The sequence below is a fragment of the Mesorhizobium sp. LCM 4576 genome (assembly GCF_001854815.1).
Taxonomy (GTDB): domain Bacteria; phylum Pseudomonadota; class Alphaproteobacteria; order Rhizobiales; family Rhizobiaceae; genus Mesorhizobium; species Mesorhizobium plurifarium.
On the sequence record NZ_MDDT01000053.1, the window covers coordinates 28,238 to 50,796 of the forward strand.

General features: G+C 63.0%; 28 protein-coding genes. 12 read left to right on the plus strand and 16 right to left on the minus strand.

Annotated features, from left to right (window positions below; translation table 11 throughout):
- Positions 1–70 precede the first annotated feature (70 nt).
- Entirely contained in the window at positions 71–1,282 is a 1,212-nt protein-coding gene (locus LCM4576_RS25450) for an NADP-dependent isocitrate dehydrogenase (RefSeq protein ID WP_071035271.1), read from the minus strand.
- Between the two features lie 208 nt (positions 1,283–1,490).
- Here LCM4576_RS25450 and LCM4576_RS25455 point away from each other — a divergent pair, with 208 nt between their 5' ends.
- From LCM4576_RS25455 to murI, 3 genes are all read left to right on the plus strand, one after another.
- Complete coding sequence (locus LCM4576_RS25455; protein WP_071035272.1) at positions 1,491–2,339, plus strand: RNA methyltransferase; 849 nt, start codon at positions 1,491–1,493, stop codon at positions 2,337–2,339.
- An 81-nt stretch (positions 2,340–2,420) separates the two neighbouring features.
- Entirely contained in the window at positions 2,421–3,020 is a 600-nt protein-coding gene (locus LCM4576_RS36605) for a hypothetical protein (RefSeq protein ID WP_157901237.1), read from the plus strand.
- Positions 3,021–3,193: 173 nt separating this feature from the next.
- Positions 3,194–3,994 carry a glutamate racemase gene (murI, locus tag LCM4576_RS25465; RefSeq protein ID WP_071035274.1) on the plus strand — a complete coding sequence of 267 codons (801 nt, stop codon included), beginning with the start codon at positions 3,194–3,196 and terminating at the stop codon, positions 3,992–3,994.
- Positions 3,995–3,997: 3 nt separating this feature from the next.
- Here the strand turns inward: murI and LCM4576_RS25470 are convergent, their stop codons facing one another.
- Positions 3,998–5,389: an RNB domain-containing ribonuclease gene (locus LCM4576_RS25470; RefSeq protein WP_071035275.1), complete on the minus strand. Its 1,392-nt coding sequence runs from the start codon at positions 5,387–5,389 to the stop codon at positions 3,998–4,000.
- 156 nt (positions 5,390–5,545) lie between these two features.
- Between LCM4576_RS25470 and LCM4576_RS25475 the strand changes: the two genes are divergently transcribed.
- On the plus strand, positions 5,546–5,728 hold the full coding sequence (locus LCM4576_RS25475; protein WP_040981273.1) for a DUF3008 family protein: 183 nt from the start codon (positions 5,546–5,548) through the stop codon (positions 5,726–5,728).
- A 71-nt stretch (positions 5,729–5,799) separates the two neighbouring features.
- Here LCM4576_RS25475 and LCM4576_RS25480 read toward each other — a convergent pair whose 3' ends face one another.
- Positions 5,800–6,003 carry a hypothetical protein gene (locus tag LCM4576_RS25480; RefSeq protein ID WP_040981271.1) on the minus strand — a complete coding sequence of 68 codons (204 nt, stop codon included), beginning with the start codon at positions 6,001–6,003 and terminating at the stop codon, positions 5,800–5,802.
- Positions 6,004–6,372: 369 nt separating this feature from the next.
- Here LCM4576_RS25480 and rpsD point away from each other — a divergent pair, with 369 nt between their 5' ends.
- The 3 genes from rpsD to LCM4576_RS25495 all read left to right on the plus strand — a co-directional run bounded on the left by rpsD (position 6,373) and on the right by LCM4576_RS25495 (position 8,972).
- Positions 6,373–6,990, plus strand: coding sequence for a 30S ribosomal protein S4 (rpsD, locus tag LCM4576_RS25485; RefSeq protein WP_071035276.1), 618 nt, complete (start codon positions 6,373–6,375; stop codon positions 6,988–6,990).
- A 161-nt stretch (positions 6,991–7,151) separates the two neighbouring features.
- Positions 7,152–8,042, plus strand: coding sequence for a tRNA 2-thiocytidine(32) synthetase TtcA (gene ttcA, locus LCM4576_RS25490; RefSeq protein ID WP_071035277.1), 891 nt, complete (start codon positions 7,152–7,154; stop codon positions 8,040–8,042).
- Between the two features lie 102 nt (positions 8,043–8,144).
- Positions 8,145–8,972, plus strand: a complete 828-nt coding sequence (locus tag LCM4576_RS25495) for an inositol monophosphatase family protein (protein ID WP_071035278.1) — start codon at positions 8,145–8,147, stop codon at positions 8,970–8,972.
- Positions 8,973–9,013: 41 nt separating this feature from the next.
- Here LCM4576_RS25495 and LCM4576_RS25500 read toward each other — a convergent pair whose 3' ends face one another.
- The 6 genes from LCM4576_RS25500 to LCM4576_RS25525 form a co-directional block, all read right to left on the minus strand.
- Entirely contained in the window at positions 9,014–10,282 is a 1,269-nt protein-coding gene (locus tag LCM4576_RS25500; RefSeq protein ID WP_083361522.1) for a multidrug effflux MFS transporter, read from the minus strand.
- 145 nt (positions 10,283–10,427) lie between these two features.
- The gene (gene grxD, locus LCM4576_RS25505) at positions 10,428–10,763 is read right to left on the minus strand and encodes a Grx4 family monothiol glutaredoxin (protein ID WP_040981263.1); all 336 of its coding nucleotides are present in this window, start codon (positions 10,761–10,763) and stop codon (positions 10,428–10,430) included.
- 252 nt (positions 10,764–11,015) lie between these two features.
- A complete protein-coding gene (locus LCM4576_RS25510; RefSeq protein ID WP_040981261.1) occupies positions 11,016–11,249 on the minus strand; it encodes a BolA/IbaG family iron-sulfur metabolism protein in 234 nt (77 codons plus the stop codon).
- A gap of 203 nt (positions 11,250–11,452) precedes the next feature.
- On the minus strand, positions 11,453–11,977 hold the full coding sequence (locus LCM4576_RS25515; protein WP_071035279.1) for a hypothetical protein: 525 nt from the start codon (positions 11,975–11,977) through the stop codon (positions 11,453–11,455).
- On the minus strand, positions 11,974–14,205 hold the full coding sequence (purL, locus tag LCM4576_RS25520) for a phosphoribosylformylglycinamidine synthase subunit PurL (RefSeq protein WP_071035280.1): 2,232 nt from the start codon (positions 14,203–14,205) through the stop codon (positions 11,974–11,976). Before purL ends, LCM4576_RS25515 begins: the two co-directional genes overlap by 4 nt.
- Before the next feature lie 146 nt (positions 14,206–14,351).
- A complete protein-coding gene (locus tag LCM4576_RS25525) occupies positions 14,352–15,761 on the minus strand; it encodes a PLP-dependent aminotransferase family protein (RefSeq protein ID WP_071035281.1) in 1,410 nt (469 codons plus the stop codon).
- Between LCM4576_RS25525 and LCM4576_RS25530 the strand changes: the two genes are divergently transcribed.
- Positions 15,760–16,101, plus strand: coding sequence for a DUF1127 domain-containing protein (locus LCM4576_RS25530; protein ID WP_407067404.1), 342 nt, complete (start codon positions 15,760–15,762; stop codon positions 16,099–16,101). The two genes, LCM4576_RS25525 and LCM4576_RS25530, sit on opposite strands and share 2 nt — an antisense overlap.
- A gap of 3 nt (positions 16,102–16,104) precedes the next feature.
- Here the strand turns inward: LCM4576_RS25530 and LCM4576_RS25535 are convergent, their stop codons facing one another.
- The 6 genes from LCM4576_RS25535 to purC form a co-directional block, all read right to left on the minus strand.
- Positions 16,105–16,767, minus strand: a complete 663-nt coding sequence (locus tag LCM4576_RS25535; protein ID WP_071035283.1) for a Pr6Pr family membrane protein — start codon at positions 16,765–16,767, stop codon at positions 16,105–16,107.
- A gap of 7 nt (positions 16,768–16,774) precedes the next feature.
- Positions 16,775–17,185, minus strand: a complete 411-nt coding sequence (locus tag LCM4576_RS25540) for a hypothetical protein (RefSeq protein WP_071035284.1) — start codon at positions 17,183–17,185, stop codon at positions 16,775–16,777.
- A gap of 41 nt (positions 17,186–17,226) precedes the next feature.
- Complete coding sequence (gene purQ / locus LCM4576_RS25545; RefSeq protein ID WP_071035285.1) at positions 17,227–17,895, minus strand: phosphoribosylformylglycinamidine synthase subunit PurQ; 669 nt, start codon at positions 17,893–17,895, stop codon at positions 17,227–17,229.
- The gene (locus LCM4576_RS25550) at positions 17,892–18,146 is read right to left on the minus strand and encodes a hypothetical protein (protein WP_071035286.1); all 255 of its coding nucleotides are present in this window, start codon (positions 18,144–18,146) and stop codon (positions 17,892–17,894) included. Before LCM4576_RS25550 ends, purQ begins: the two co-directional genes overlap by 4 nt.
- Positions 18,147–18,164: 18 nt before the next feature.
- On the minus strand, positions 18,165–18,404 hold the full coding sequence (gene purS / locus LCM4576_RS25555) for a phosphoribosylformylglycinamidine synthase subunit PurS (RefSeq protein WP_071035287.1): 240 nt from the start codon (positions 18,402–18,404) through the stop codon (positions 18,165–18,167).
- Positions 18,405–18,465: 61 nt separating this feature from the next.
- Positions 18,466–19,260, minus strand: a complete 795-nt coding sequence (gene purC, locus LCM4576_RS25560) for a phosphoribosylaminoimidazolesuccinocarboxamide synthase (RefSeq protein ID WP_071035288.1) — start codon at positions 19,258–19,260, stop codon at positions 18,466–18,468.
- A gap of 274 nt (positions 19,261–19,534) precedes the next feature.
- On the opposite strand from purC, the gene LCM4576_RS25565 reads away from it, so the two are divergent.
- The 3 genes from LCM4576_RS25565 (at position 19,535) to LCM4576_RS25570 (ending at position 20,871) form a co-directional block, all read left to right on the plus strand.
- Entirely contained in the window at positions 19,535–19,855 is a 321-nt protein-coding gene (locus LCM4576_RS25565; RefSeq protein ID WP_041000781.1) for a DUF1476 domain-containing protein, read from the plus strand.
- Positions 19,856–19,869: 14 nt separating this feature from the next.
- Positions 19,870–20,001, plus strand: coding sequence for a hypothetical protein (locus tag LCM4576_RS37575; protein ID WP_274534985.1), 132 nt, complete (start codon positions 19,870–19,872; stop codon positions 19,999–20,001).
- Positions 20,002–20,097: 96 nt separating this feature from the next.
- Positions 20,098–20,871 (plus strand): HpcH/HpaI aldolase/citrate lyase family protein, encoded by a 774-nt coding sequence (locus LCM4576_RS25570; RefSeq protein WP_071035289.1) that lies wholly within the window; start codon positions 20,098–20,100, stop codon positions 20,869–20,871.
- Between the two features lie 8 nt (positions 20,872–20,879).
- On the opposite strand, the gene LCM4576_RS25575 is transcribed toward LCM4576_RS25570, so the two are convergent.
- Positions 20,880–21,437, minus strand: coding sequence for an alpha/beta hydrolase (locus tag LCM4576_RS25575; RefSeq protein WP_071035290.1), 558 nt, complete (start codon positions 21,435–21,437; stop codon positions 20,880–20,882).
- 198 nt (positions 21,438–21,635) lie between these two features.
- On the opposite strand from LCM4576_RS25575, the gene LCM4576_RS25580 reads away from it, so the two are divergent.
- Complete coding sequence (locus tag LCM4576_RS25580; RefSeq protein WP_071035291.1) at positions 21,636–22,448, plus strand: VOC family protein; 813 nt, start codon at positions 21,636–21,638, stop codon at positions 22,446–22,448.
- The last annotated feature ends 111 nt before the right edge of the window (positions 22,449–22,559 follow it).

Genomic DNA, 22,559 nt, shown 5'->3' on the forward strand with positions numbered 1-22,559 from the left:
CTATGGCTCCGGGCGTTCGTCACTTGAAAAGCCCATTTCGGGGCTTTTCATGCGCTTCGCGCACCGCTCCTCACCCCATCGCCTTCTGCAAATTCTCGTCGATCTTGTCGAGGAAGCCGGTGGTGGAGAGCCAGGGCTGGTCGGGGCCGATCAGCAGCGACAGGTCCTTGGTCATAAAGCCCGACTCGACGGTCTGGATGCAGACCTTCTCCAGCGTCTCGGCGAAGCGCTTCAATTCGGCATTGTCGTCGAGCTTGGCGCGATGGGCGAGGCCGCGTGTCCAGGCGAAGATCGAGGCGATCGAATTGGTCGAGGTTTCCTCGCCCTTCTGGTGCTGGCGATAGTGGCGGGTCACGGTGCCATGCGCGGCTTCCGCTTCCACCGTCTTGCCGTCCGGCGTCATCAGCACGGAGGTCATCAGGCCRAGCGAGCCGAAGCCTTGCGCCACGGTATCCGACTGCACGTCGCCGTCATAGTTCTTGCAGGCCCACACGTAACCGCCCGACCACTTCAGGCTCGAAGCGACCATGTCGTCGATCAGGCGGTGCTCGTACCAGAGTTTCCGCGCCTTGAATTCGGCCTCGAATTCCTTCTCGTAGACCTCCTGGAAGATATCCTTGAAGCGGCCGTCATAGGCCTTGAGGATGGTGTTCTTGGTCGACAGATAGACCGGGAAGTTGCGCAGCAGGCCATAGTTCAGCGAGGCGCGGGCGAATTCGCGGATCGATTCGTCGAGATTGTACATGGCCATGGCGACGCCGGAGCCCRGCGCGTCATAGACATCGTGCTCGATCACCTGGCCGTCCTCGCCGACGAACTTGATCGTCAGCTTGCCCTTGCCGGGGAAGCGGAAGTCGGTGGCGCGGTACTGGTCGCCGAAGGCGTGACGGCCGACGACGATCGGCTTGGTCCAGCCCGGCACCAGGCGCGGCACGTTCTTCATGATGATCGGCTCGCGGAAGATGGTGCCGCCGAGGATGTTGCGGATGGTGCCGTTGGGCGACTTCCACATCTTCTTCAGCTTGAATTCCTCGACGCGTGCCTCGTCGGGGGTGATGGTCGCGCATTTCACGCCGACGCCCCATTTCTTGATGGCGTTGGCCGAGTCGATCGTCACCTGGTCGTTGGTGGCGTCGCGGTGCTCGATGCCGAGGTCGTAGTATTCAAGCTTCAGGTCGAGATAGGGGTGGATCAGCTTGTCCTTGATGAACTGCCAGATGATGCGGGTCATCTCGTCGCCGTCGAGTTCGACGACCGGGTTCGCCACCTTGATCTTCGCCATGGAAAGAATGCCTCGTTGCTGGGGGATCTGAACGGCCTTGCCCGCATGGTTTCGGCCGGGGATGCGGTGCGTATATCAAAGGCTTTTTCGCCGTGCAAACCGCGATCCGTGCCGGGGCGGAGGGGTGCCRCTGTTGTGAATGCTTCATTTTCCGGTGCGGATGTGGCAGGGGACGCCGAAACGCCGCAAACCCCGGTTACCCATAGCCATGCCAGCCATCGAAGACACAACCAAAACCGCTTCCGCCGGACCGGCGATCATCCTGGTCGAACCGCAGCTCGGCGAGAACATCGGCATGGTCGCGCGGGCGATGGCGAATTTCGGCCTGTCCGAACTGCGCCTTGTCAATCCGCGCGACGGCTGGCCGAGCGAGAAGGCGCGCGCGGCCGCCAGCCGCGCCGACCACGTCATCGACGCAACGAAGGTGTTCGATGATCTGGCCTCGGCGGTCGCCGATCTCAACTTCGTCTTCGCCACGACGGCGCGCGAGCGCGATGGCTTCAAGCCGGTGCGAGGGCCTGTGGAGGCGGGCAGGGCGCTCAGGGCACGTGTCGAAGCGGGCCAGCGCACCGGCATCCTGTTCGGGCGCGAGCGCTTCGGCCTCTACAATGACGAGGTCGCCCTCGCCGACGAGATCGTCACTTTTCCGGTCGATCCCGGTTTTTCCTCGCTTAACATCGCCCAGGCAGTGCTGTTGATGTCCTATGAATGGATGAAGTCCGGCCTCGCCGACGAGACCCAGACCAATTTCTCCGGGCCGGAGCTGACGCCGGCGACCAAGGAGCAACTGCACAGCCTGTTCGCCTATCTGGAGAACGCGCTGGAAGCGCGCGGTTATTTCCGTCCCGAGGAAAAGAAGCCGAAGATGGTCGACAATCTGCGCGCCGTGCTGACGCGCGCGGGTTTTGCCGAGCCCGAGCTCAAGGTGCTGCGCGGCATCATCTCATCGCTGGACAGGTTCTCGCCGGCCATGCCGCGGGGCGATGGCTCGCCCGGGGACGACCCGAGACGCTTGCCCGCCGCCGCGCGAAGTCGTGCCAAAGACCAGGAAAGTTAAAATCGATAAGCTGTGAGCATTTGAAGTAACCGATTTTTATTCGGTTATGCCTCATCCTTGCTGTAATAGTGGGGGTGGCACATGTTTACGTCCAATATTGGTCGACTGCGCTTTTTCCTTTACTCTCTCGGTCTCGCCGTCGCCGAAACCGTGGTAATCGTTGTCTGCATTATCAGCACGATCGGCTTCGAAGGGCTGATCAATTCAGGGCCTGGTCCGGCGCGGCAGGGYATGGTGGGCGCCGTCCTCATCGCCTCGCTCATCTTCGTCGCCCTGCGCGGCAACCTTGCCTCGCGCCGTACCCGCGACGCCAATGGGCGCCGTTGGATCCTGTGGGCCTACATAGCCCTTTCCGCCGTTTACGCCCTTTTGYAGGCAGGTGTGCTGCTGGTCGTCAAATTCGAGGATCCCGAGAGCATCCCGGGCGGACTGAACCTGCTTGGGCTTTCGATATTCGGCCTCTGGTGCACGATTCTTTGGGCGAAACCCGTCGCTGGCAGCAACATCGACGAACTGACGGATGTTTTCGACTTCGACGGTCCGCTGCCGGCACCGTCGCGCGCCGGACGTACCGTTGCGCCGGCCGCTCCACGCGTCGCGGTCTCATCCGCGCGCATTCCGTCCGCGCCGCAGCCTTTCGGCAGGCCGCGCCCCGCCGGCTTCGGCAAGCGAGGGTTATGAGCTTAGCGACTGCGCAAAAGCTGCTCGCATTCGCCTCTTCAAGACCACGATCATTCGCGATAGAAGCGCCGACGGTCCAATCACGGGCCTGCCGCTATCTCTTTGTTTGACGCAATTCCGGACAGAAAACCGCTTCACACTTTTCCTGGAATTGCTCTGGTGACCTGATGACAATGAGCGATCGATCAAGCCAACGCCCGATCCTGATGTTCGATTCCGGCGTTGGCGGGCTGACCGTGCTGCGCGAGGCGCGCGTGCTGATGCCCGATCGCCGCTTCGTCTATGTCGCCGACGACGCGGCTTTTCCCTATGGCGCCTGGGAGGAGCCGGCGCTCAAGGATCATATCCTCACGCTGTTCGGCAAATTGCTCGATCGGCTTCAGCCGGCGATTTCGGTCATTGCCTGCAACACCGCCTCGACCCTGGTGATCGATGCGCTGCGCGAGACATTCCCCGGCCACCCTTTCGTTGGCACGGTGCCGGCGATCAAGCCCGCCGCCGAACGCACCCGCTCGGGCCTGGTGTCGGTGCTGGCGACGCCGGGCACCGTGAAGCGCCAATACACGCGCGACCTGATCAGCAAATGGGCGCAGAAATGCCATGTGCGCCTGGTCGGCAGCGACCGGTTGGCGGGGCTGGCCGAGATCTATATGCGCCAGGGGTTCGTCGACGAGGAAGCCGTGCGCGCCGAAATCGCCCCCTGTTTCATCGAGCGCGAGGGCAACCGCACCGATATCGTCGTGCTCGCCTGCACGCATTATCCGTTTCTCGTCAACCGCATGCGCAAGACCGCGCCCTGGCCGGTCGACTGGATCGATCCGGCCGAGGCGATCGCGCGGCGCGCCATGTCGCTCCTCGGACCGGTCGGGGAGACACTGGGCGAGRGCGAGCCCGATCTTGCCGTGTTCACCTCGGGCAAGGTGGATTTCGCCACGAGGCGGCTGATCCAGGGTTTTGGACTGACCACACCTTAGCGCTCAAACCGGCGCGGCGGGCTCGAAGACGATGCTGCGCTGATCCGGGTCGGCCGAGACCAGCTTTAGCATGACACTATCGCCCTGCCTGAGCCCGGAGGCCTTTACATTGGCGACGACAGGCATGTCGGCAGTCTGCGCGCGCACGCCATGGTCGACGAAATCGGTGACGACGGCCTTGAACGTCTCCCCCTGATGTCCCCTGAGCATCACCGCCTCGGCTAGGTCGATGGCGGCGTGGTTGATCTGCGAAGCGCGGGCGTCCGCGCGCCCCATCACCTTCGGCAATCTAGCGAAAGCGTCGGTGACGGCCTGCGGCACGGGCTGGCCGTTGGCGATTGCCAGCGCGCAGCGCACGACGTAGCGGTCGGCCAGCCGCCTGAGCGGCGCGGTGGCATGCGCATAGGTCGCGGCCATCGCCTCATGCCAGGGGACGACACCTTCCTGATAGGGCTGGTAGGACGCGCCGTTGCCCGCGCGGCGGATTTCCAGCATCAGCGCCGCCTGTCGCGGATCGGCCGGATCGAGTGTGCGCTGATAGTCGCGCAGGCTGGTGGAGGCCGCCCAGGACAGGCCCAGCGCCTGTGCCGCGTTGCGCAGCCTCTGCACCTTGGAAGCATCCGGCCCCGACATCACCCGGAACAATCCGGTCTTGTGCGCCAGCATGGCGTCGGCGATCGCCATATTTGCGGCCAGCGAAAGCGCGGCATTGTCCTGCTCGGATTGCAGGAGCGGCCTGAATGAAAGCTGGAATGTACCGTCGGCRAGCCTTTCCACCTCCTGCTCGGGTGGGTCGACGCGCGAAGCGCCGCGCCGCTCTTCGTTAGCCGCCATGCGCCGCGCCAGTTCCGCGAAGCCGGCCGGAACGTCGGAAGCCTGCACGCTGTCATAGGCAAGCTTGGCGCGGCTCTGAATGATGGCCCGCTCAGCGCCATCCAGCTTGACCGCGCCGTCGCCGGCGACCCGGGCCGTGAAGACGACCGCCGGACGCGGCCCATCGGGCAACAGGCTCGCCGCAGCCTCGGCGAGTATCGGCGGATAGAGCCCGGCCTTGCCGTCCGGCAGATAAAGTGTTTCACCTCGATTCCAGGCTTCGAGATCAATCGCGTCGCCGTCCTCGACGAACCAGGCAAYGTCGGCGATCGCGTAATGCAAGAGAAGATCGCCGCCGCTGGCCTCGATCGAGAAGGCCTGGTCGAGATCGGTCGAGCTCGCCGGATCGAGTGTGACGAAAGGCGTCGCGGTGCGATCGGCATGCTGGTCTGGCGCACGCTTTGCGGCCGCTTCCGCCGCGGCCGCTACCTCCGGCGGAAATCCATCCGGCACGTGGAATTCAGTGCGGATTTTTATCAGGCCGGCGGAGAGGGCCTGTGAGGGATCGGTCAGCGATTTCATGCCGCCGTCCTACACTGGCGTTCCGGACGCGGGAAGGCTGCGAAGGAAAATCGCCCGGGACGGCCGACTGACTTACCGACACCGAGGGGCCGAGTCGATGACGTTGRAACTGCCGCAGAGCCTCCGCGTTTTTCCCGCAGCAAAGGAGAGACCGCCATGCCCGCTACATCGCAAGCCCAGCAAAAGGCCGCCGGCGCGGCACTTTCCGCCAAGCGCGGCGAGATCAAGAAAAGCGAGCTCAAGGGCGCATCGCGCGAGATGTACGATTCCATGAGCGAGAAGCAGCTCGAAGAATTCGCCGAGACCAAACGCAARGGCCTGCCCAGCAAGAAGTCATGAAGCGAGACATCGGGACGAAAAAGCCCGCGGTGCTGTCCGCGGGCTTCGTCTTGATTTAGCCCAAGCGTCAGCTAGCGCCGCCACCAGCAGTGCCGGGTCTTGTAGCGCACGACTTGGCGATGGCCGTGCCGCCAGACCACTTTTTTCTTCACCACGACGCGGCACACCTGCTTGTGGCCATGCCAATGCCTGGCCATGGCCGGCTCAGGCGTCATGACCGCCATTGACCCGGCCAACACGGCGGCTCCGGTCAGGGTAAGGAAGAACTTCTTCATGGGAATTCGGACTCCTCTGTTCCAGTCCCTTCATCAAATGCAGGGCGTTTGCGTCCTAACGCCGCATCCGCCCGGATGCCGCCGGCGTGCAACTTTCCGCCACACCCAGCACCGCATGCAACGCAGGGATGATATCGGGTTGGCGTCGGTGCCGCCAGCCACAAGCTTGACAGCGGTTAAATCTGTGTTTAACAGGCCCAGCAACACCGGGTGGCGACGCCCGGTGGTTTCTTTTGACGTGTCCCGTGGGTTTTCCGTCGCTTTGTGTGGGAAACCCTGTCAGGTCTCGAAAACGGAGGCCAGAGGAGGGCGCGTTTCCTTCGCCCGGAGCCATGGGGTTCCGGRTATATTGTTTTGAAAGGGAATGCGATGAGCAAGCGCGAATCCGCGAAATACAAGATCGACCGCCGTCTCGGCGAAAACATCTGGGGCCGCCCGAAGTCCCCGGTCAACAAGCGTGAATACGGCCCCGGCCAGCACGGCCAGCGCCGCAAGGGCAAGCTTTCCGACTTCGGCCTGCAGCTGCGCGCCAAGCAGAAGCTGAAGGGTCACTATGGCGACGTTTCGGAAAAGCAGTTCCGCAAGGTCTATGAAGAGGCCAACCGCCGCAAGGGCGACACCTCCGAGAACCTGATCGGCCTGCTGGAGTCGCGCCTCGACGCGATCGTCTATCGCGCCAAGTTCGTGCCGACGATCTTCGCCGCCCGCCAGTTCGTCAACCACGGCCATGTCAACGTCAACGGCAAGCRCACCAACATCGGTTCGTACCGCTGCAAGCCGGGYGACGTCATCGAGGTGCGCGAGAAGTCGAAGCAGCTCGTCATCGTTCTGGAATCGGTCGCTCTCGCCGAGCGTGACGTGCCGGACTACATCGAAGCCGACCACAACAAGATGACCGCGACCTTCGCGCGCGTTCCGGGCCTGTCGGACGTTCCGTTCGCCGTGCAGATGGAACCGAACCTGGTCGTCGAATTCTACTCGCGCTGATCGAACTGGATCAGCCGCAGCATCCAAAGGCCGCCTCTCGAGGCGGCCTTTTCTTTGACGGTCAGGGCTATTCACTTTGGCCGCATTTATGCGACGCCATGTGATTCCACTCGGCTGCAAAATGCTCTAAAGCCGAGCGCTGACAACGCGGAGCCGGCGCCATGAATATGTTGCCAGACCTCAAATCCCTCGAGCCTATCGACGACGATGCCGAAGGCGGCTTTCATCCGCTGTTCCGCGACGTGCCGACCTCGGTCGAATTCAACAAGCTGCGCAAGCGGCTGTTGAGGCTCACCCGTCAAGCGATCGAGGATTTCGCCATGGTCAAACCCGGCGAACGTTGGCTGGTGGCGCTTTCCGGCGGCAAGGATTCCTACGGGTTGCTCGCGCTTCTGCTCGACCTCAAATGGCGCGGCCTGCTGCCGGTCGAGCTGCTCGCCTGCAACCTCGACCAGGGCCAGCCGAATTTCCCGAAGCACATCCTGCCCGATTATCTCAACGCCAACGGCATCGCGCACCGCATCGAATACCAGGACACCTATTCGGTGGTAACCGACAAGTTGCCGGAAGGCAGCACCTATTGCTCGCTCTGCTCGCGGCTGCGGCGCGGCCACCTTTACCGCATCGCGCGGGAAGAGGGGTGTTCGGCGCTGGTGCTTGGCCATCACCGCGAGGACATACTCGAAACCTTCTTCATGAACCTGTTCCATGGCGGGCGTCTCGCCGCCATGCCGCCCAAGCTCCTCAATGACGAGGGCGATGTCATGGTGCTGCGGCCGCTTGCCTATAGTGCTGAGGCCGACCTCGAGAAATTCGCCAACGCGATGAAATTCCCGATCATCCCATGCGACCTCTGCGGCAGCCAGGAAGGACTGCAGCGCAACGCCATGAAGGCGATGCTCGACGACATCGAGAAGCGCATGCCGGGGCGCAAGGACACGATGATCCGTGCCATGACCAATGTAAGGCCCTCGCATCTGTTGGACAGGAAGCTGTTCGACTTCGCGGGGCTAGAGCCGCATGGTTCCAGCTCTGTTCGACCTGAAATCTAAATCCGGCTCTAAATCAAGGAAGTAGAGCATGATGTCGTCCGAAAACCGCTTCATACTTTTCGGCATCATGCTCTAGCACGAACACAGGACAAGACATTTCCAATGCGATTTGACGATAAAGCGATCGACTGGCTGGCCGAGCTTCTCGCCGACGCGGCAAAGGCCGAAATCATGCCGCGCTTCCGACGGCTGGGCGAGGGCGACGTGCGCCAGAAGACGTCCGCCGCCGACCTCGTCACAGAGGCGGACGTCAATGCCGAAAGGCTGATCACCGCCCGGCTGCGCGAACGCTATCCCGACGCCATGGTGGTCGGGGAGGAGGCCTGCTCCGACAATCCGGCGCTGCTGTCGGGCCTCGGCGATGCCGCGCTTGCCTTCGTCATCGATCCGGTCGACGGCACCTTCAACTTCGCGTCCGGCGTGCCGCTGTTCGGCGTCATGGCCGGCGTCGTCGTCAACGGCGAGACCGTCGCCGGCATCATCCACGATCCGGTCGGCAAGGACTGGCTGATCGGCGCCAAGGGCGCCGGCAGCCATATCCGCCACGCGCATGGCGCGCTGGAGAAGGTACGCGTTGCGGCACCGGTGCCGATGTCGCAGATGACCGGCGCCGTTTCCTGGCAGTTTCTCCAAGAGCCCGAGCGTTCGCGGCTCGCCCGCAACCAGACCAAGACGCTGTCGCAATTTTCGTATCGCTGCGCGGCGCATGAGTACCGGTTGCTTGCGAGCGGTCACGCCCATTTCGTGCTCTACAACAAGCTGATGCCCTGGGATCATCTTGCCGGTGCGCTGATCCATCAGGAAGCCGGCGGCCATGTCGCGCGCATCGACGGCAGCGCCTACTTGCCGTCGCATGTCGACGGCGGCCTGCTGGTGGCGCCGGACAAGCAAAGCTGGGACGAGTTGCGCCGCGAGCTTTGGGCTGAATAGGAATACCTGCGCACCGGCTGGCGCTGGCCGCCAGACGGCAATTAGTGAAGATCGGTGACGTGCCCCGAAACGGGGGGATTGTGGGGCTGGAACATCCTGCCCCGCTCGGCGATCAGGATCATCAGCAAAGCTGCGACCGAGACGCTGCAGAAGCCCGCGGCCAGAGGGGTGACGGTGCCGTTATAGGCCTGGCCGATCGCCGCGCCGATGAGGGCACCGAGAAAAGTCTGCATGAAACCAAGGATGGATGCCGCCGTGCCGGCGAGTTCGCCGAGCGGCTCCATGGCCAAGGCGTTGAAATTCGCGCCCAGTCCGCCGAACGGCAGCATCGCGCCGGCAAAAAAGGTGACGAAGAGCCAGAGCGGCATCTGCATCTCCAGCGAGACCACCAGCCAGGCAAGGCTGATGCACAGGAAGATGAGCAGCGCGCCTTGCGACAGGCGGCGCATGCCGATCTGTCCGACCAACCGCGAATTGAGATAGTTGGAGAAGGCGAGCACGCCGGCGACGCCGGCAAAGATCAGCGGGAACAATTCGCCGACGTGAAAGATGTCGATGTAGATCTGCTGCGCCGAACTGATGAAGCCGAACATGGCGGCGAAGATGAACGTGCTGGYAAAGGCGTAGCAAAGCGTGAGCCGGTTGGTGAGCACGATGCGGAAGCCGCCTAGCACTGACCCTACCGAGAGCGCGCGGCGATATTCGGGATGCAGCGTCTCCGGCAGGCGCAGCAGGGCCCAGGTCGAAACGATCAGCGCGCCGATAGCCATGGTCACGAAAATCCAGTGCCAGCTGGCGAACAGCATGACGAACTGGCCGATRCCGGGCGCGATGACGGGGATGGCCATGAACACCATGAAGATCAGCGACATCACCTCGGCCATGCGCCGGCCCTCGAAGGTGTCACGCACGATCGAGACGGCGATGACCCGGGTCGCTGCAGCGCCGATGCCCTGGATGAGACRCCAGGTCAGCAACAGGGCGAAACTGGGCGCTATGGCGGCGGCGGCCGCGGCCACGACATAGACGACCAGGCCGAAGACCAGTGGCGCGCGGCGTCCGAAGCGATCCGAAATGGGCCCGAACAAAAGCTGTCCGCCGCCGAAGCCGAGCATATAGGCGGTGATGACATATTGGCGGTGGTTCTCGCTCTCGACGCCAAGCGAGGYGCCGATCTGCTGCAGCGCCGGCAGCATGATGTCGATGGCCAGGGAGTTGAGCGCCATCAGCGCTGCGCAGAGCGCGATGAATTCCCAGCGCGGAATAGGCAAATTGGTTGCCGATTGYTGCGCCACAGCCTGCTTGTCCACCGCAAAATCCGATCGTTTCAAACGAACATGCGCCGGACTGCCGGCGCATGAGTTCGTTTCGTTCCCGAGCTCAGGGAACCACAATGCCGAGGTGGGGGCTGCCCCGGAAATTAACGCTACCGGCCGGCTGGCCGGTGCGATTCAATTAGGCGGCGCCTTTGACGCTGACGCCCTTTTCGACGAGGAAGTCCTGCAATTCGCCGGCCTGGAACATCTCGCGCACGATGTCGCAACCGCCGACGAATTCACCCTTCACATAGAGCTGCGGGATGGTCGGCCAGTTGGAATAGTCCTTAATGCCCTGCCGCAATTCGGCCGAGTCGAGCACGTTGACGCCTTTGTAGTCGGCCCCGATGTAGTCGAGGATCTGCACCACCTGGCCGGAGAACCCGCATTGCGGGAAGCCGGGCGTGCCCTTCATGAAGAGCACGACGTCGTTGCTCTTCACTTCATTGTCGATGTAGTCGCTGATGCCGGTCATGGACAATCCTTTCACGCCTGTGGGAGTCAGGCTCGAAGCATGTCCTTCAAATAAACCCATAGGGTGGCTGAAACAAGACGTTAGCCGCGACGCTACTTGAATGGCGCAAGGGATAACGCGATTTTGTGCCAAGGCTAGAACGGTTCGCCGTATCAAGGAAACGCCGAACCGCTCTATCTGTTTGTCTTATGCAATTCCTGACGGAAAACCGTTACACACTTTTCCTGGAATTGCTCTGGGTGACGGCAGCGGTCAGTCGGGGACGCTGGTCTGCAGCGCCAGCGCGTGCAGCACGCCGCCCATATTGCCCTTCAGCGCGTCGTAGACCATCTGGTGCTGCTGGACACGGCTCTTGCCCCGGAAACTCTCCGCAACGACCTCGGCCGCGTAGTGGTCGCCGTCGCCGGCCAGGTCGCGGATCGTCACCTTGGCGTCCGGAATGCTTTCCTTGATCAGTTTTTCGATGTCGTGGGCATCCATTGCCATGGCAAAATCCTGTTTCAAGCGGGGCAGGCCGGGTATGTGACTCGGAGTGAGCCTAAAGCCTTTCCAGCCCGGATTGAAGCCGTGCCGTTGGGTGATGAAGCCGAAAGCGCGTCGCGATCTTTCAGATTCGCTCCATGCGCTTTAGGTTTTGATTTTACGCATGTCCTTATCCCGAAACCGGTTCTCACTTTCGGGAGACATGCTTAGGAATTGTCCTGGCTCGGATGAACCACGCCATCTTCGGTGATGTCATCGCGCGTCGAATAGGCCCGGCCCAGGCTGAAGACCAGCACGTAGAGCGGAATGTTGATCAACAGGCTGACGATGGGAAGGTAGCTTGTTATCTGCCATGCGGGTGAGAAGAAGGGCCGRCCGTAGCCGTCGCATATCAAGGACGAGCCATAGTCCCAAACCGCCCCGATCGCCGCTGCGACGGCGAAGAGCTTGACGCAGATCGCGACATGCCTTGCCCGCGCCGGGTCCGGAGAAAGTCTGTTCCACAGCAAGAGGCAGACGACCGGAACCGCGTAGATCAGGGTCTGCACGACGAGCATCGGCAGCGTGCCGTTGGCCGCGGCAAGGAATTGCGCGCGAGTCTCCAGCAGCGGACAGACCTCGCTCGAGGTCGTCGAAAGCAGGAACAGCACGAACGGTCCGAGAAACCAGAAGAAGAACAGGCAGGGCCAGAAGACGACTGCGATCAGCGCCTTCGCGGTGAGTCTCGTCAACTGGCCTGGTCCATGAAGCGCGGGAACCAGCCCTCATGGGCGGCGGTCAATTCGCTGACCGGGATCGACCGTGCCTCGCCAAGCTTCAAGTCACGCCCGCCGGTGGTGCCGATCCAGGGCGCGAAGATGCCGAGCTTGCCCTGCTGCTCGCGGATCCTGTCCCATTCGCCGCTTTGCGGGTCGATCGACAGCGTCAGCAGATAGCGGCCCTGGTCCTCGCCGAACCAGACCGGGATCGGATCGGTGCCGGTAAGCCCCGGGATGGTGGCGCCGATGCCGGAGGCCATCGCCATCTCCGCCAGCGCCACGGCCAGGCCACCATCGGAGACGTCATGGGCGGCGGTGACGATGCCGGAAGCGATCAGCGCGCGCACATGGTCGCCGACGCGCTTCTCATGGTCGAGGTCGACGGGTGGCGGCGGACCGTCGGCGCGGCCGTGGATGTCGCGCATATAGACGGACTGGCCGAGATGGCTGCCCCATGTCGGCGGCGCGCCGACCAGCACGATCATCTGGCCCTCGGCGGCAAAGCCGATACGCGCCATCTTCGACCAGTCGGCGATGAGGCCGACGCCGCCGATGGTCGGCGTCGGCAGGATGCCGCGGCCGTTGGTTTCATTGTAGAGCGAGACATTGCCGGAAACGATCGGGAAGCCGAGCGCGCGGCAGGCATCGCCGATGCCTTTGATGGCGCCGACGAACTGGCCCATGATCTCGGGCCGTTCGGGATTGCCGAAATTGAGGTTGTCGGTGGCGGCGAGCGGCAGGGCGCCGGTCGCAGTCAGGTTGCGCCAGCATTCGGCGACGGCCTGCTTGCCGCCCTCGTATGGATCGGCCTCGCAATAGCGCGGCGTGACGTCGGAGGAGAAGGCGAGCGCCTTGGTCGGATGGCCTTCGACGCGCACGACGCCGGCATCGCCGCCAGGAAGCTRCAACGAATTGCCCTGGATCAGCGTGTCGTACTGCTCCCACACCCAGCGGCGCGAGGAGAGATCCGGCCCGCCAAGCATTTTCAGCAACGCGTCGGCGACATCGGCCTTGGGCGCATCGTTCGCGGCAAGCGGCGCCGGCTTCTTCGCCTCGACCCAGGGGCGGTCATACTCAGGCGCCTGGTCGCCCAGCTCCTTGATCGGCAAATTGGCGACCTCGTCGCCCTGATGGATGACGCGGAAGCGCAGGTCGTCGGTGGTCTTGCCGACGATGGCGAAGTCGAGCCCCCATTTGCGGAAGATCGCCTCGGCTTCCTCCTCCTTCTCGGGGCGCAGCACCATCAGCATGCGCTCCTGGCTTTCCGACAACATCATCTCATAGGCGCTCATGCGCTCCTCGCGCACCGGTACCTTGTCGAGGTCGAGCTCGATGCCGAGATCGCCCTTGGCGCCCATCTCGACCGCCGAGCAGGTGAGGCCGGCCGCACCCATGTCCTGGATGGCGATGACGGCGCCGGAGGCCATCAGCTCTAGGCAGGCTTCCAGCAGGCATTTTTCGGTGAAGGGATCGCCGACCTGCACGGTCGGGCGCTTCTCCTCGATCTTGTCGTCGAATTCGGCCGAAGCCATCGTGGCGCCGCCGACGCCGTCGCGCCCTGTCTTGGCGCCGAGATAGACGACCGGCAGGCCGACGCCCTTGGCCTGCGACAGGAAGATGGCGTTGGTCTTGGCAAGGCCTGCCGCAAAGGCGTTGACCAGGATGTTGCCGTTGTAGCGGGCGTCGAAATTGACCTCGCCGCCGACGGTCGGCACGCCGAAGGAATTGCCATAGCCGCCGACGCCCGAAACCACGCCGGCGACCAGATGCCTGGTCTTTGGATGGTCCGGCGCGCCGAAGCGCAGCGCGTTCATCGCCGCAACCGGCCTGGCGCCCATGGTGAAGACGTCGCGCAAAATCCCGCCAACCCCGGTCGCCGCGCCCTGGTAGGGTTCGATGTAGGACGGGTGGTTGTGGCTCTCCATCTTGAACACCACGCAGTCGCCGTCGCCGATGTCGACCACGCCGGCATTCTCGCCTGGACCCTGGATCACCTGCGGGCCGCTGGTCGGCAGCGTGCGCAGCCATTTCTTGGAGGACTTGTAGGAGCAGTGCTCGTTCCACATCGCCGAGAAGATGCCGAGTTCGGTGAAGCTTGGCTCGCGGCCGACCAGATCGAGGATGCGCTGGTATTCGTCGGGCTTCAGCCCATGCGCGGCGACGAGCTCGGGGGTGATCGGCACGGAATTGGAAATAGTCATGAGCGGCGATTTTTGTCCGTGGGAAAGGGGAGGTTCTTTGAGTCTCCTCTTATCGCAAGCTTTCGCGCGATACACCCCCACCAGATAGGGAAAACGCCGGAAAACTGYCACTCCGGCTATGCTTAGGGTCTGGCTCGCCGGCTCGATCAGGAAAAACTGTCGTAGCCGGCGCGGCCTTCGTCGAGCAGGCGGCGGATGACGGCGACACCGCCGGCGACATCCCTGCTTTGCCGCGGTTGCGACACGCCAAAGCGCACGCCGTGAAAGACCTGCCCGGAGCRGCCGGCCTTGAACTCGTCCTCGTCGTCGATGAGTACGCCTTGCGCCAGGCAGGCGTTCTTGAAGGTGCCGGACAGCCACGGGTCCGGTAACGTCAGCCAGACAAAGGGCACATTGTCACGTGCCTTGAAGTCGAACCCCTTGAGCACGTCACGCACGATGGYGAGGCGCGCCTGGATTTCGGCAATGCAGCGCTTGCGGATCTCGCCCGCCTGGCCCGATATCACCAGCCTTGTGCCGACCTCGGCCAGCAGGAAGGGCAGGCCACCGGTCATCATCTTGTGGGCGACGCGGATGCGATGGCGGTAGGCCGGCGGGCAGGAGAGCCAGCCGCCGCGCACGCCTGCCGCGACCGATTTCGACAGGCCGCCGGCGACGATCGTGCGTTCCGGCGCGTATTCGGCCAGCAGCGGTGTCGGGTCGTCGGTGAGYTCGCCGTAAAGATCGTCCTCGATCAGCGCGACATTGTATTCGCGCGCGATTTTCGCGWTCGCCTGCCGCCGCTCCGCCGACAGCGTCACCAGCGTCGGGTTCTTCGCGGTCGGCATCAGGAACATCACCTTCGGATGTTTCTGCGCGCAGACGCGCTCGAAATCATCCGGGTCGATGCCATCCTCGTCAGCCGAAACCAGCGCCGTGCGACGGCCGATGAGTCCGGCGCTGCGCGCGATCTGCGAATAGGTGAGGTGCTCGAAGACCACGTAGTCGCCGGGCATGGTCAGCGCCGCGATCRCCGCCATGACCGCGGCATGGGTGCCCAGCGTAGGCACGATAGAATCGAGCGATGGTCGGAAGGAATTGCGCGAAAGCCAGCGGCTGCCCGCCTCGTACCAGCGTTCAGGAAAATCGCGTGTGTAGCTCGAAATGTCGTGCGGGTGCTCCTGCGCGGTGCGCGCCAGGATGTCGRCAATCACCGCGCCCTGGCCGACATCGGGCGCGGCGGTGCTGTCGAAGCGCAGCTTGCCGCTCGGCGCGTCGATGGGGYGAGTGCCTTGCAAGCCAAGTTCGAGGTCGGGTTTCGGGGCTTCGGYGCGCTGGCCGAGCACATAGGTGCCGCGGCCGACCTCGCCGCTCACCAGACCGCGTTCGCGCAGCAGCTGATAGGCCCTGCCGATGGTGCCGACGGTCGTGCCGATGTCATAGGCGAGGTCGCGCTGCGGAGGCAGTTTCGCACCGGCGTCGATGACGCCCTTGTCGATATCTGACTCAATGCTGTCAGCAAGACGCTGATACAGCGGACCGGAGCCAGAGGAGAGGTCAGGGAGCCAATTTGTCATGGTGACAATTTTCTATATTGCACCGCGCGATGAGTCAAATCATATCGAGCCTGCGATTGAAAAGGTACAATCGAAACAAGGCAGAATGACAATGGATACAATCAAGACAATTCGCCACGCCGGTCCGGCATTTGGCGCGCAGACCGATCCATGGAGCCGTCGCGGCTTCGTCGGTCGGCTGGTATTCGTGCTCCGTTCCGCCGCCAAACAAGTCGATCGCATGCTTGAGYGCCGGCGCGGCCGCCTTGCCCTCCTGGAGATGACGGACGAGCAACTCAAGGATATCGGCATCTCGCRCTGCGATGCCCATCGCGAAGGCATCAGGGCATTCTGGGAGTGATGCCTATCTTCGGCTCGACGCCATCCCGGTTGCGGGTTTTGCTCGCAACCGGCCGATGCCGTGATCGATCAGCACGGCAAGCACGCTCAATCCGATGAACAAGGCCGTGACGCCCAGGGCCGAAACGGCGACGCTGGCCGCGCCGTTCTTGGCCACGTCAAGGAACGGATAGGGCACTTCGCCGGCGAAGGGGGCGCGTATCAGCGCGTAGGCGAGGTAGGCGAGCGGATAGATCATCCACCAGGAGATATCGCGCCAGCGCGTCGTGCYGTCGGCACCGGCTATGAGCCACCACAGCACGAAGATGAATGGCGTGACGTAGTGGAGCAGGATGTCGCAAAGCAGGAACAGGCCCTGCGGTTGCCAAAGGCCTGCCAGCACCGTCGCATAGACGATGAAGACCAGCGTGATGGCGACCGCCACTCCGGCACGCATTCTCTGTCCGGCAAAGGCCGGAAACCAGGCATAGCCAGCGGGGGACAGCAGCGAGGCATGCACCATCACCGCAGCGATGTTGGTGAGGATGGTGAAGAAGCTGAAATAGAAGACGATCGAACCGGGCAGGCTGCGCCCCGCAGCCATCGACGCCGGCATGCTGATGGCGAATTGCAGGACAAGCGCAACCAGCCCGACAACCAGTCCCGCGATCTGCAGGAACCGGCTCATGACAACCTCAGGCGGAAGCCGCGCAGGACGGATTGCCGGCCTGCCAGCGGGCGATGTCAGAGCCGATGCGCGCGCCGAGCGGCTCATTCATCAGCGGCCCGAAGACGTCGACGCGGCTGGAATTGCCTTGCGCCTGCAYGACCAGCAGCGGCTTGCCGCCATAGTGCTTGGCGGGCACCAGCAGGAAGCGCGGCGTGCCGCTGTAGGAATTGAGCTCGTTGGCCATCTGGTAGGCCTTGAAGGCCGGGTCCTTGCTGGCGATCCAGCATTTATGCGCGGCGATCGTGACCTGCTCCATCGCAAGCAGCGAGGCGCTTTTGCCTGAGGGAACCGGCCTGGTCTTGGGGCTGGACTGGCAGGAAGCCAAGGCGAGCCCAGCGGCGGCCAGGAGAGCAAGGCGAGCAATCGTCGGTCTCATGGTCAGTCCGCCCCCGCGTTCCGGATTAGGATGTCAAAGAATCAAGCCGCGAGGCCGAGTGCGCTCTCGAACAGCGCCCGCCCGTCATTGCCGCCATGCGCCGCTTCGATAAGGTTCTCCGGGTGCGGCATCAGGCCGAGCACGTTGCCCTTGTCGTTGACGATGCCGGCAATGTCGTTGATCGACCCGTTGGGATTGGTGCCTTCGGCATAGCGGAACACCACTTGGCCTTCGCCCTCGAGCCGAGCAAGCGTCTCGGCGTCGGCGAAGTAATTGCCGTCATGATGCGCGACCGGCGAGCGGATGACCTGTCCGGGCTGGTAGCGGCGGGTGAACATGGTGTTGGCGTTGGCGATCTCAAGCTTCACCTGCCGGCAGACAAATTTCAGCGAGGCGTTGCGCATCAGGGCGCCGGGCAGCAGGCCGGCCTCGACCAGGATCTGGAAACCGTTGCAGACGCCGATGACGGTGACGCCCTTGGCCGCCTTTTCGGCGACCGCCCGCATCACCGGCATACGCGCCGCGATCGCGCCRCAACGCAGATAATCGCCGAAGGAGAAGCCGCCGGGGATGGCGATCAGGTYGACATCGGGGATTTCGGTGTCGGTCTGCCAGACGGTCGCCGGCGCCTGGCCGGAAATCTTGGTCAGCGCCGCAATCATGTCGCGGTCGCGATTGAGCCCAGGCAGGAGGACGACGRCTGATTTCATTTCGGTTCGTAAGGCCTCTGGTTTTCGGCAAGTTCGCGCAATTCGAGACGGCGCTCTATGCGTTCGAGTCGCTCATCCTGACGGCCAAGAATACCATAGATGTTATGGATATCACTCTGCGTGGCCACCATGTGACCTCGCATCACGTTCAACTCACGTTTGGCTTCGGACACATCCTGGCGAAGWTCGCCGATTTCGTGATGGATCCGTTTCAACAGCTCGAACATCAATTCGTTCGTGGCTTCCGGCATTGTGCCTCCGCTACAACCTCAGGTTATAGCAACACTATAGTTCTCAATCACCGTGTTCGCCAGAAGCTTGTCGCACATGGCCTTCAGGTCGGCTTCGGCCTTGGCCTTGTCGGTTCCGGTGAGCTCGATGTCGAACACCTTGCCCTGGCGCACCTGGCCGACGCCGTCGAAGYCCAATCCGGAGAGCGCATGCTCGATCGCCTTGCCCTGCGGGTCGAGGACGCCGTTCTTGAGGGTGACGGTGATACGGGCTTTCATCGATGCTCCAGGTTAGGCTCGTTTAGGAAAAAGGCCTGCTATTGTCCGGCAGGCCTGGTAATCAGTGCTTCAGGCCCTTGGGCGGCTCGGAGGAGGCGACGAGGACCGGACCCATCGGCCGCGGGGGCTCGTTTTCGTTGATGATGCCGAGACGGCGGGCGACCTCCTGATACGCCTCGACCAGGCCGCCCATGTCGCGACGGAAACGGTCCTTGTCGAGCTTGTCCTGGGTGGCGACGTCCCACAGCCGGCAGGAATCCGGCGAGATCTCGTCGGCGACGACGATGYGCATCATGTCGCCYTCGAACAGGCGGYCGCATTCGATCTTGAAGTCGACGAGCTGGATGCCGACGCCGAGGAACAGGCCGGAAAGGAAGTCGTTGACGCGGATGGCCAGGGCCATGATGTCGTCGATTTCCTGCGGGCTGGCCCAGCCGAAGGCGGTGATGTGTTCTTCCGACACCATCGGGTCGTCGAGCGCGTCGGCCTTGTAGTAGAATTCGATGATCGAGCGCGGCAGCACCGTGCCTTCCTCGATGCCGAGGCGCTTTGACAGCGATCCGGCCGCGACATTGCGCACGACGACCTCGAGCGGAATGATCTCGACTTCCTTGATCAACTGCTCGCGCATGTTGAGCCGGCGGATGAAATGGGTCGGGATGCCCATGCGGTTCAAGTGGTTGAAGATGTGCTCGGAAATGCGGTTGTTGAGCACGCCCTTGCCATCGACCACTTCGTGCTTCTTCTTGTTGAAGGCGGTGGCATCGTCCTTGAAAAACTGGATCAGCGTTCCCGGCTCAGGTCCCTCATAGAGGATCTTGGCCTTGCCTTCGTAAATGCGGCGGCGATTTTTCATCTGATTTTTTCTCTGGATCTGCGGGCAGGCGGCAAGTGACCGGTTCCTGTCCGTCTGCCTAAATTAGTATGGCGAAGGCGGCGTTCAATGCCGGTGTTATCGCAATCGCCTTGTTTGCTCAATCGGCAAATCCCGCGAATCAACCGCTTTCGGAACCGAAATGCCGCAGCGCAGCATGCCACGAACCATATTGACCGGCCCGCGGCCTTTTGGTTTGTGCTTGCCCATCACACATATTCACTGCCAAGCGAATCGGATTGATCGGAGGGACGTCATGAGCAGCATGAAAGACCGCGAAGAGGGCTTCGAGCGCAAATTCGCCTTCGACGAGGAACTTCGCTTCAAGGCCGCGGCGCGCCGCAACAAGGCGCTTGGCCTGTGGGCCGCCGAGAAACTCGGCAAATCCGGCGCCGATGCCGAGGCCTATGCCAAGGAAGTTGTGGTCTCCGATATCGAGGAGGCGGGCGACCACGATGTTTTCCGCAAGATCCGCAAGGATTTCGATGCCGCCGGCGTCAACCAGTCCGACCATCAGATCCGCCGGACCATGGACGAGCTGATGGCGCAGGCGATCGAGCAGATCAAGAACAGCTAAGGCTGGATGACGTGATGTCGTCCGAAAACCGCTTCACGCGTTTCGGTCTCATGCTCGATCTCTTTGTTTTTACGCAATTCCGGACGGAAGGTTACGGCGAAGTCGTCGAACCTAAACTTTACACGCTTTTCCCGGAATTGCTCTGACTGGACCAATYGGCCGCCCGGCCAAACCGGGCGGTTTTTCTTTGCCTTCACACCGTTTCCGGCCGAAACTGCGGATTGTTAACAAGGAAAGTTCCGATGTCGCTCAAATCCCGCTTGGCCGCCGACGAAACGCTTTTCACTGCATGGTCGGGCGTGCCGGATGCGCTGACGGTCGAGATCATCGCCAAACAGGGTTTCGATGCCGTCACCCTCGACATGCAGCATGGCGGCCATCACGAGGACAGCGTGCTGCGCGGGCTGGTGCCGGTTCTGGCCGCCAACAAGCCGGCGCTGGTGCGCATTCCGGTCGGGCGCTTCGACATGGCGAGCCGCGCGCTCGATTTCGGCGCCGAGGCGGTGATCGCGCCGATGGTGAACTCCGTGGCCGATGCGAGGCAGTTCGCCGCCGCGATGAAATATCCGCCGCTGRGCGAGCGTTCCTGGGGCCCGACCTATGCCTTCCCGCGTCACGGCAAGGGCGACCATGCCGAATGGCTGCGCGATACGAACCAGCGCACCATGGCTTTCGCCATGGTCGAGACGCGGGCGGCCCTCGAGGCGCTCGATGGCATTCTCGACACGCACGGCATCGACGGCATCTTCGTCGGCCCGTCGGATTTCTCGATCGCCTGGTCGAATGGCGCCACCGTCAGCTCGACGCTGGAAAGCATGATGGAGACGGTCGCGTCGATCGCCGAGCGGACGCGCAAGGCCGGCAAGCATGCCGCGATCTATGTCATCGAACCGGCGATTGCCGGTCGCGTCGTGTCGATGGGCTTCCGGCTGCTCGCCATGGGCTCGGACCACACGCTGATCTCGCTTGGCGCCAAGACGTTGCTGAAGAGCATGCGGGATTCAATCGGTTCTTGAATCCGGCCTTACGGCTCCTTCAACTCCGTCAGGAATTTGGCGAAGGTCATCGAACCCTCGGGCCATGGGCCGAAGCCAGCATCGTGGTTGAGATGCCCGGCCTCGCCGGCATCGATGAACAGCGATCCCCAAGCGGCGGCGATGTCTTCGGCGACCTCGAAGGCGCAGAACGGATCGTTGCGGCTGGCAATCACGATCGACGGAAAGGGCAGGGGATCGCGCGAATATGGGCCGAAGGTCATCAGATGCCTCGGCCTGATTTCCGGGTTGGAGACGTCGGGCGGCGCGACAAAAAAGGCGCCGGCGACAGGCTTCTTGAATTGCGGGATGGCCTGCACCGCCGCCGCCACGCCAAGCGAGTGCGCAACCAGAACCACTGGACGCTCGGCCTCGTTGACGGCGTTCGCTACGCTCGCCGTCCAGTCCTCGCGCACGGGCTTCGTCCATTCCRCCTGTTCGACCCGGCGCGCCGTCGACAGTTTCGACTGCCAGCGGGTCTGCCAGTGCTCGGGGCCGGAATTGGTGTAGCCCGGCACGATCAGGATATCTGCGTCTTTGACTTTCATGGCGCCGATGTAGCGAGCGGCCTTCTCGCCTGCAACCCTGTCGCCAATATCGGCGTGATCGCAAGTGTGAACAACTTGTTCGATTCTTGCTGCCTTGTGTGAACGATCGCAATCAACGATTTGGAGGGAAGAAGGAACAAGAGCTGGCGRCCTCAAGATCCCATTTCGGGAATAGGTGCCGCCCGAACGGAGAGCTTGATGAGCGAACTGCCTTTTGCCGCGACCACACCGGTCAGCGTGTCGCGTGTCGGGTTGAAGGCGCGCGACGCCGAAAGCCTGGCAGCCTATTACCGCGCCGTCGTCGGCTTGCAGGAACTAAGCCGCGCCGATGGCACGATCACGCTTGGCGCTGCCAACCGACCATTGCTGGTGCTTGAACAGGATTCTTCGGCCAAGCCGGACGATCCGCGCAGCGCCGGGCTCTTCCACACCGCCTTTCTCCTGCCGTCGCGGGCGGATCTCGGCCGCTGGATCAACCATGCCGCCGCCAACCGCATCGGCATCGAGGGCGCTTCCGACCATCTGGTCAGCGAGGCGCTCTATATGACCGACCCAGAGGGCAACGGCATCGAAATCTATGCAGACCGCCGTCCGCAGGACTGGAAATGGAATGGTGACAGAATAGCCATGGCGACGGAGCGGCTGAACCTGCCGGCGGTGGTGGGCAGCGTGCCGGCGGGCGATGCCGGCTGGCAAGGCGCGCCGGAAAACACCATTGTAGGCCATGTGCATCTGCGCGTCGGCCGGCCGGAAGATGCCGAAGCCTGGTGGCATGAGGCGTTCGGCTTCGACACCGTCGCCAAATATGGCGCCCAGGCGGTGTTCCTGTCGTCCGGCCATTACCATCACCATATCGGCGCCAATGCCTGGCAAAGCGCCGGCGCCGGCCGCCGCGATCCCTCCCGCTCGGGCCTCGCCTGGGTCGAGATGCGCTCAGACAGTGCGAAGGCCGAGACGAGCCGTGAGGATCCCTGGGGCACGGTGATCAGGACTGTGCCTGGGAAGGCTTGAGCGACGGCTACGCCAAGCTGGAGCACCCCTCATCCGTCTCGGCGCTAGCGCGCCGATCCACCTTCTCCCACAAGGAGGGCTTTGCACGGGAAGCGAAGTCGGGTTCGGTGT

Excerpts from the sequence above, each read along its gene's own strand:
- LCM4576_RS25495 (WP_071035278.1), top strand. The coding sequence starts at position 8,145 with ATGCGATTTGACGATAAAGCGATCGACTGGCTGGCCGAGCTTCTCGCC.
- LCM4576_RS25480 (WP_040981271.1), bottom strand. The coding sequence starts at position 6,003 with ATGAAGAAGTTCTTCCTTACCCTGACCGGAGCCGCCGTGTTGGCCGGG.
- LCM4576_RS25580 (WP_071035291.1), top strand. The coding sequence starts at position 21,636 with ATGAGCGAACTGCCTTTTGCCGCGACCACACCGGTCAGCGTGTCGCGT.
- ttcA (WP_071035277.1), top strand. The coding sequence starts at position 7,152 with ATGAATATGTTGCCAGACCTCAAATCCCTCGAGCCTATCGACGACGAT.
- LCM4576_RS37575 (WP_274534985.1), top strand. The coding sequence starts at position 19,870 with ATGTCGTCCGAAAACCGCTTCACGCGTTTCGGTCTCATGCTCGATCTC.
- grxD (WP_040981263.1), bottom strand. The coding sequence starts at position 10,763 with ATGACCGGCATCAGCGACTACATCGACAATGAAGTGAAGAGCAACGAC.
- LCM4576_RS25565 (WP_041000781.1), top strand. The coding sequence starts at position 19,535 with ATGAGCAGCATGAAAGACCGCGAAGAGGGCTTCGAGCGCAAATTCGCC.
- LCM4576_RS25455 (WP_071035272.1), top strand. The coding sequence starts at position 1,491 with ATGCCAGCCATCGAAGACACAACCAAAACCGCTTCCGCCGGACCGGCG.
- LCM4576_RS25510 (WP_040981261.1), bottom strand. The coding sequence starts at position 11,249 with ATGGCAATGGATGCCCACGACATCGAAAAACTGATCAAGGAAAGCATT.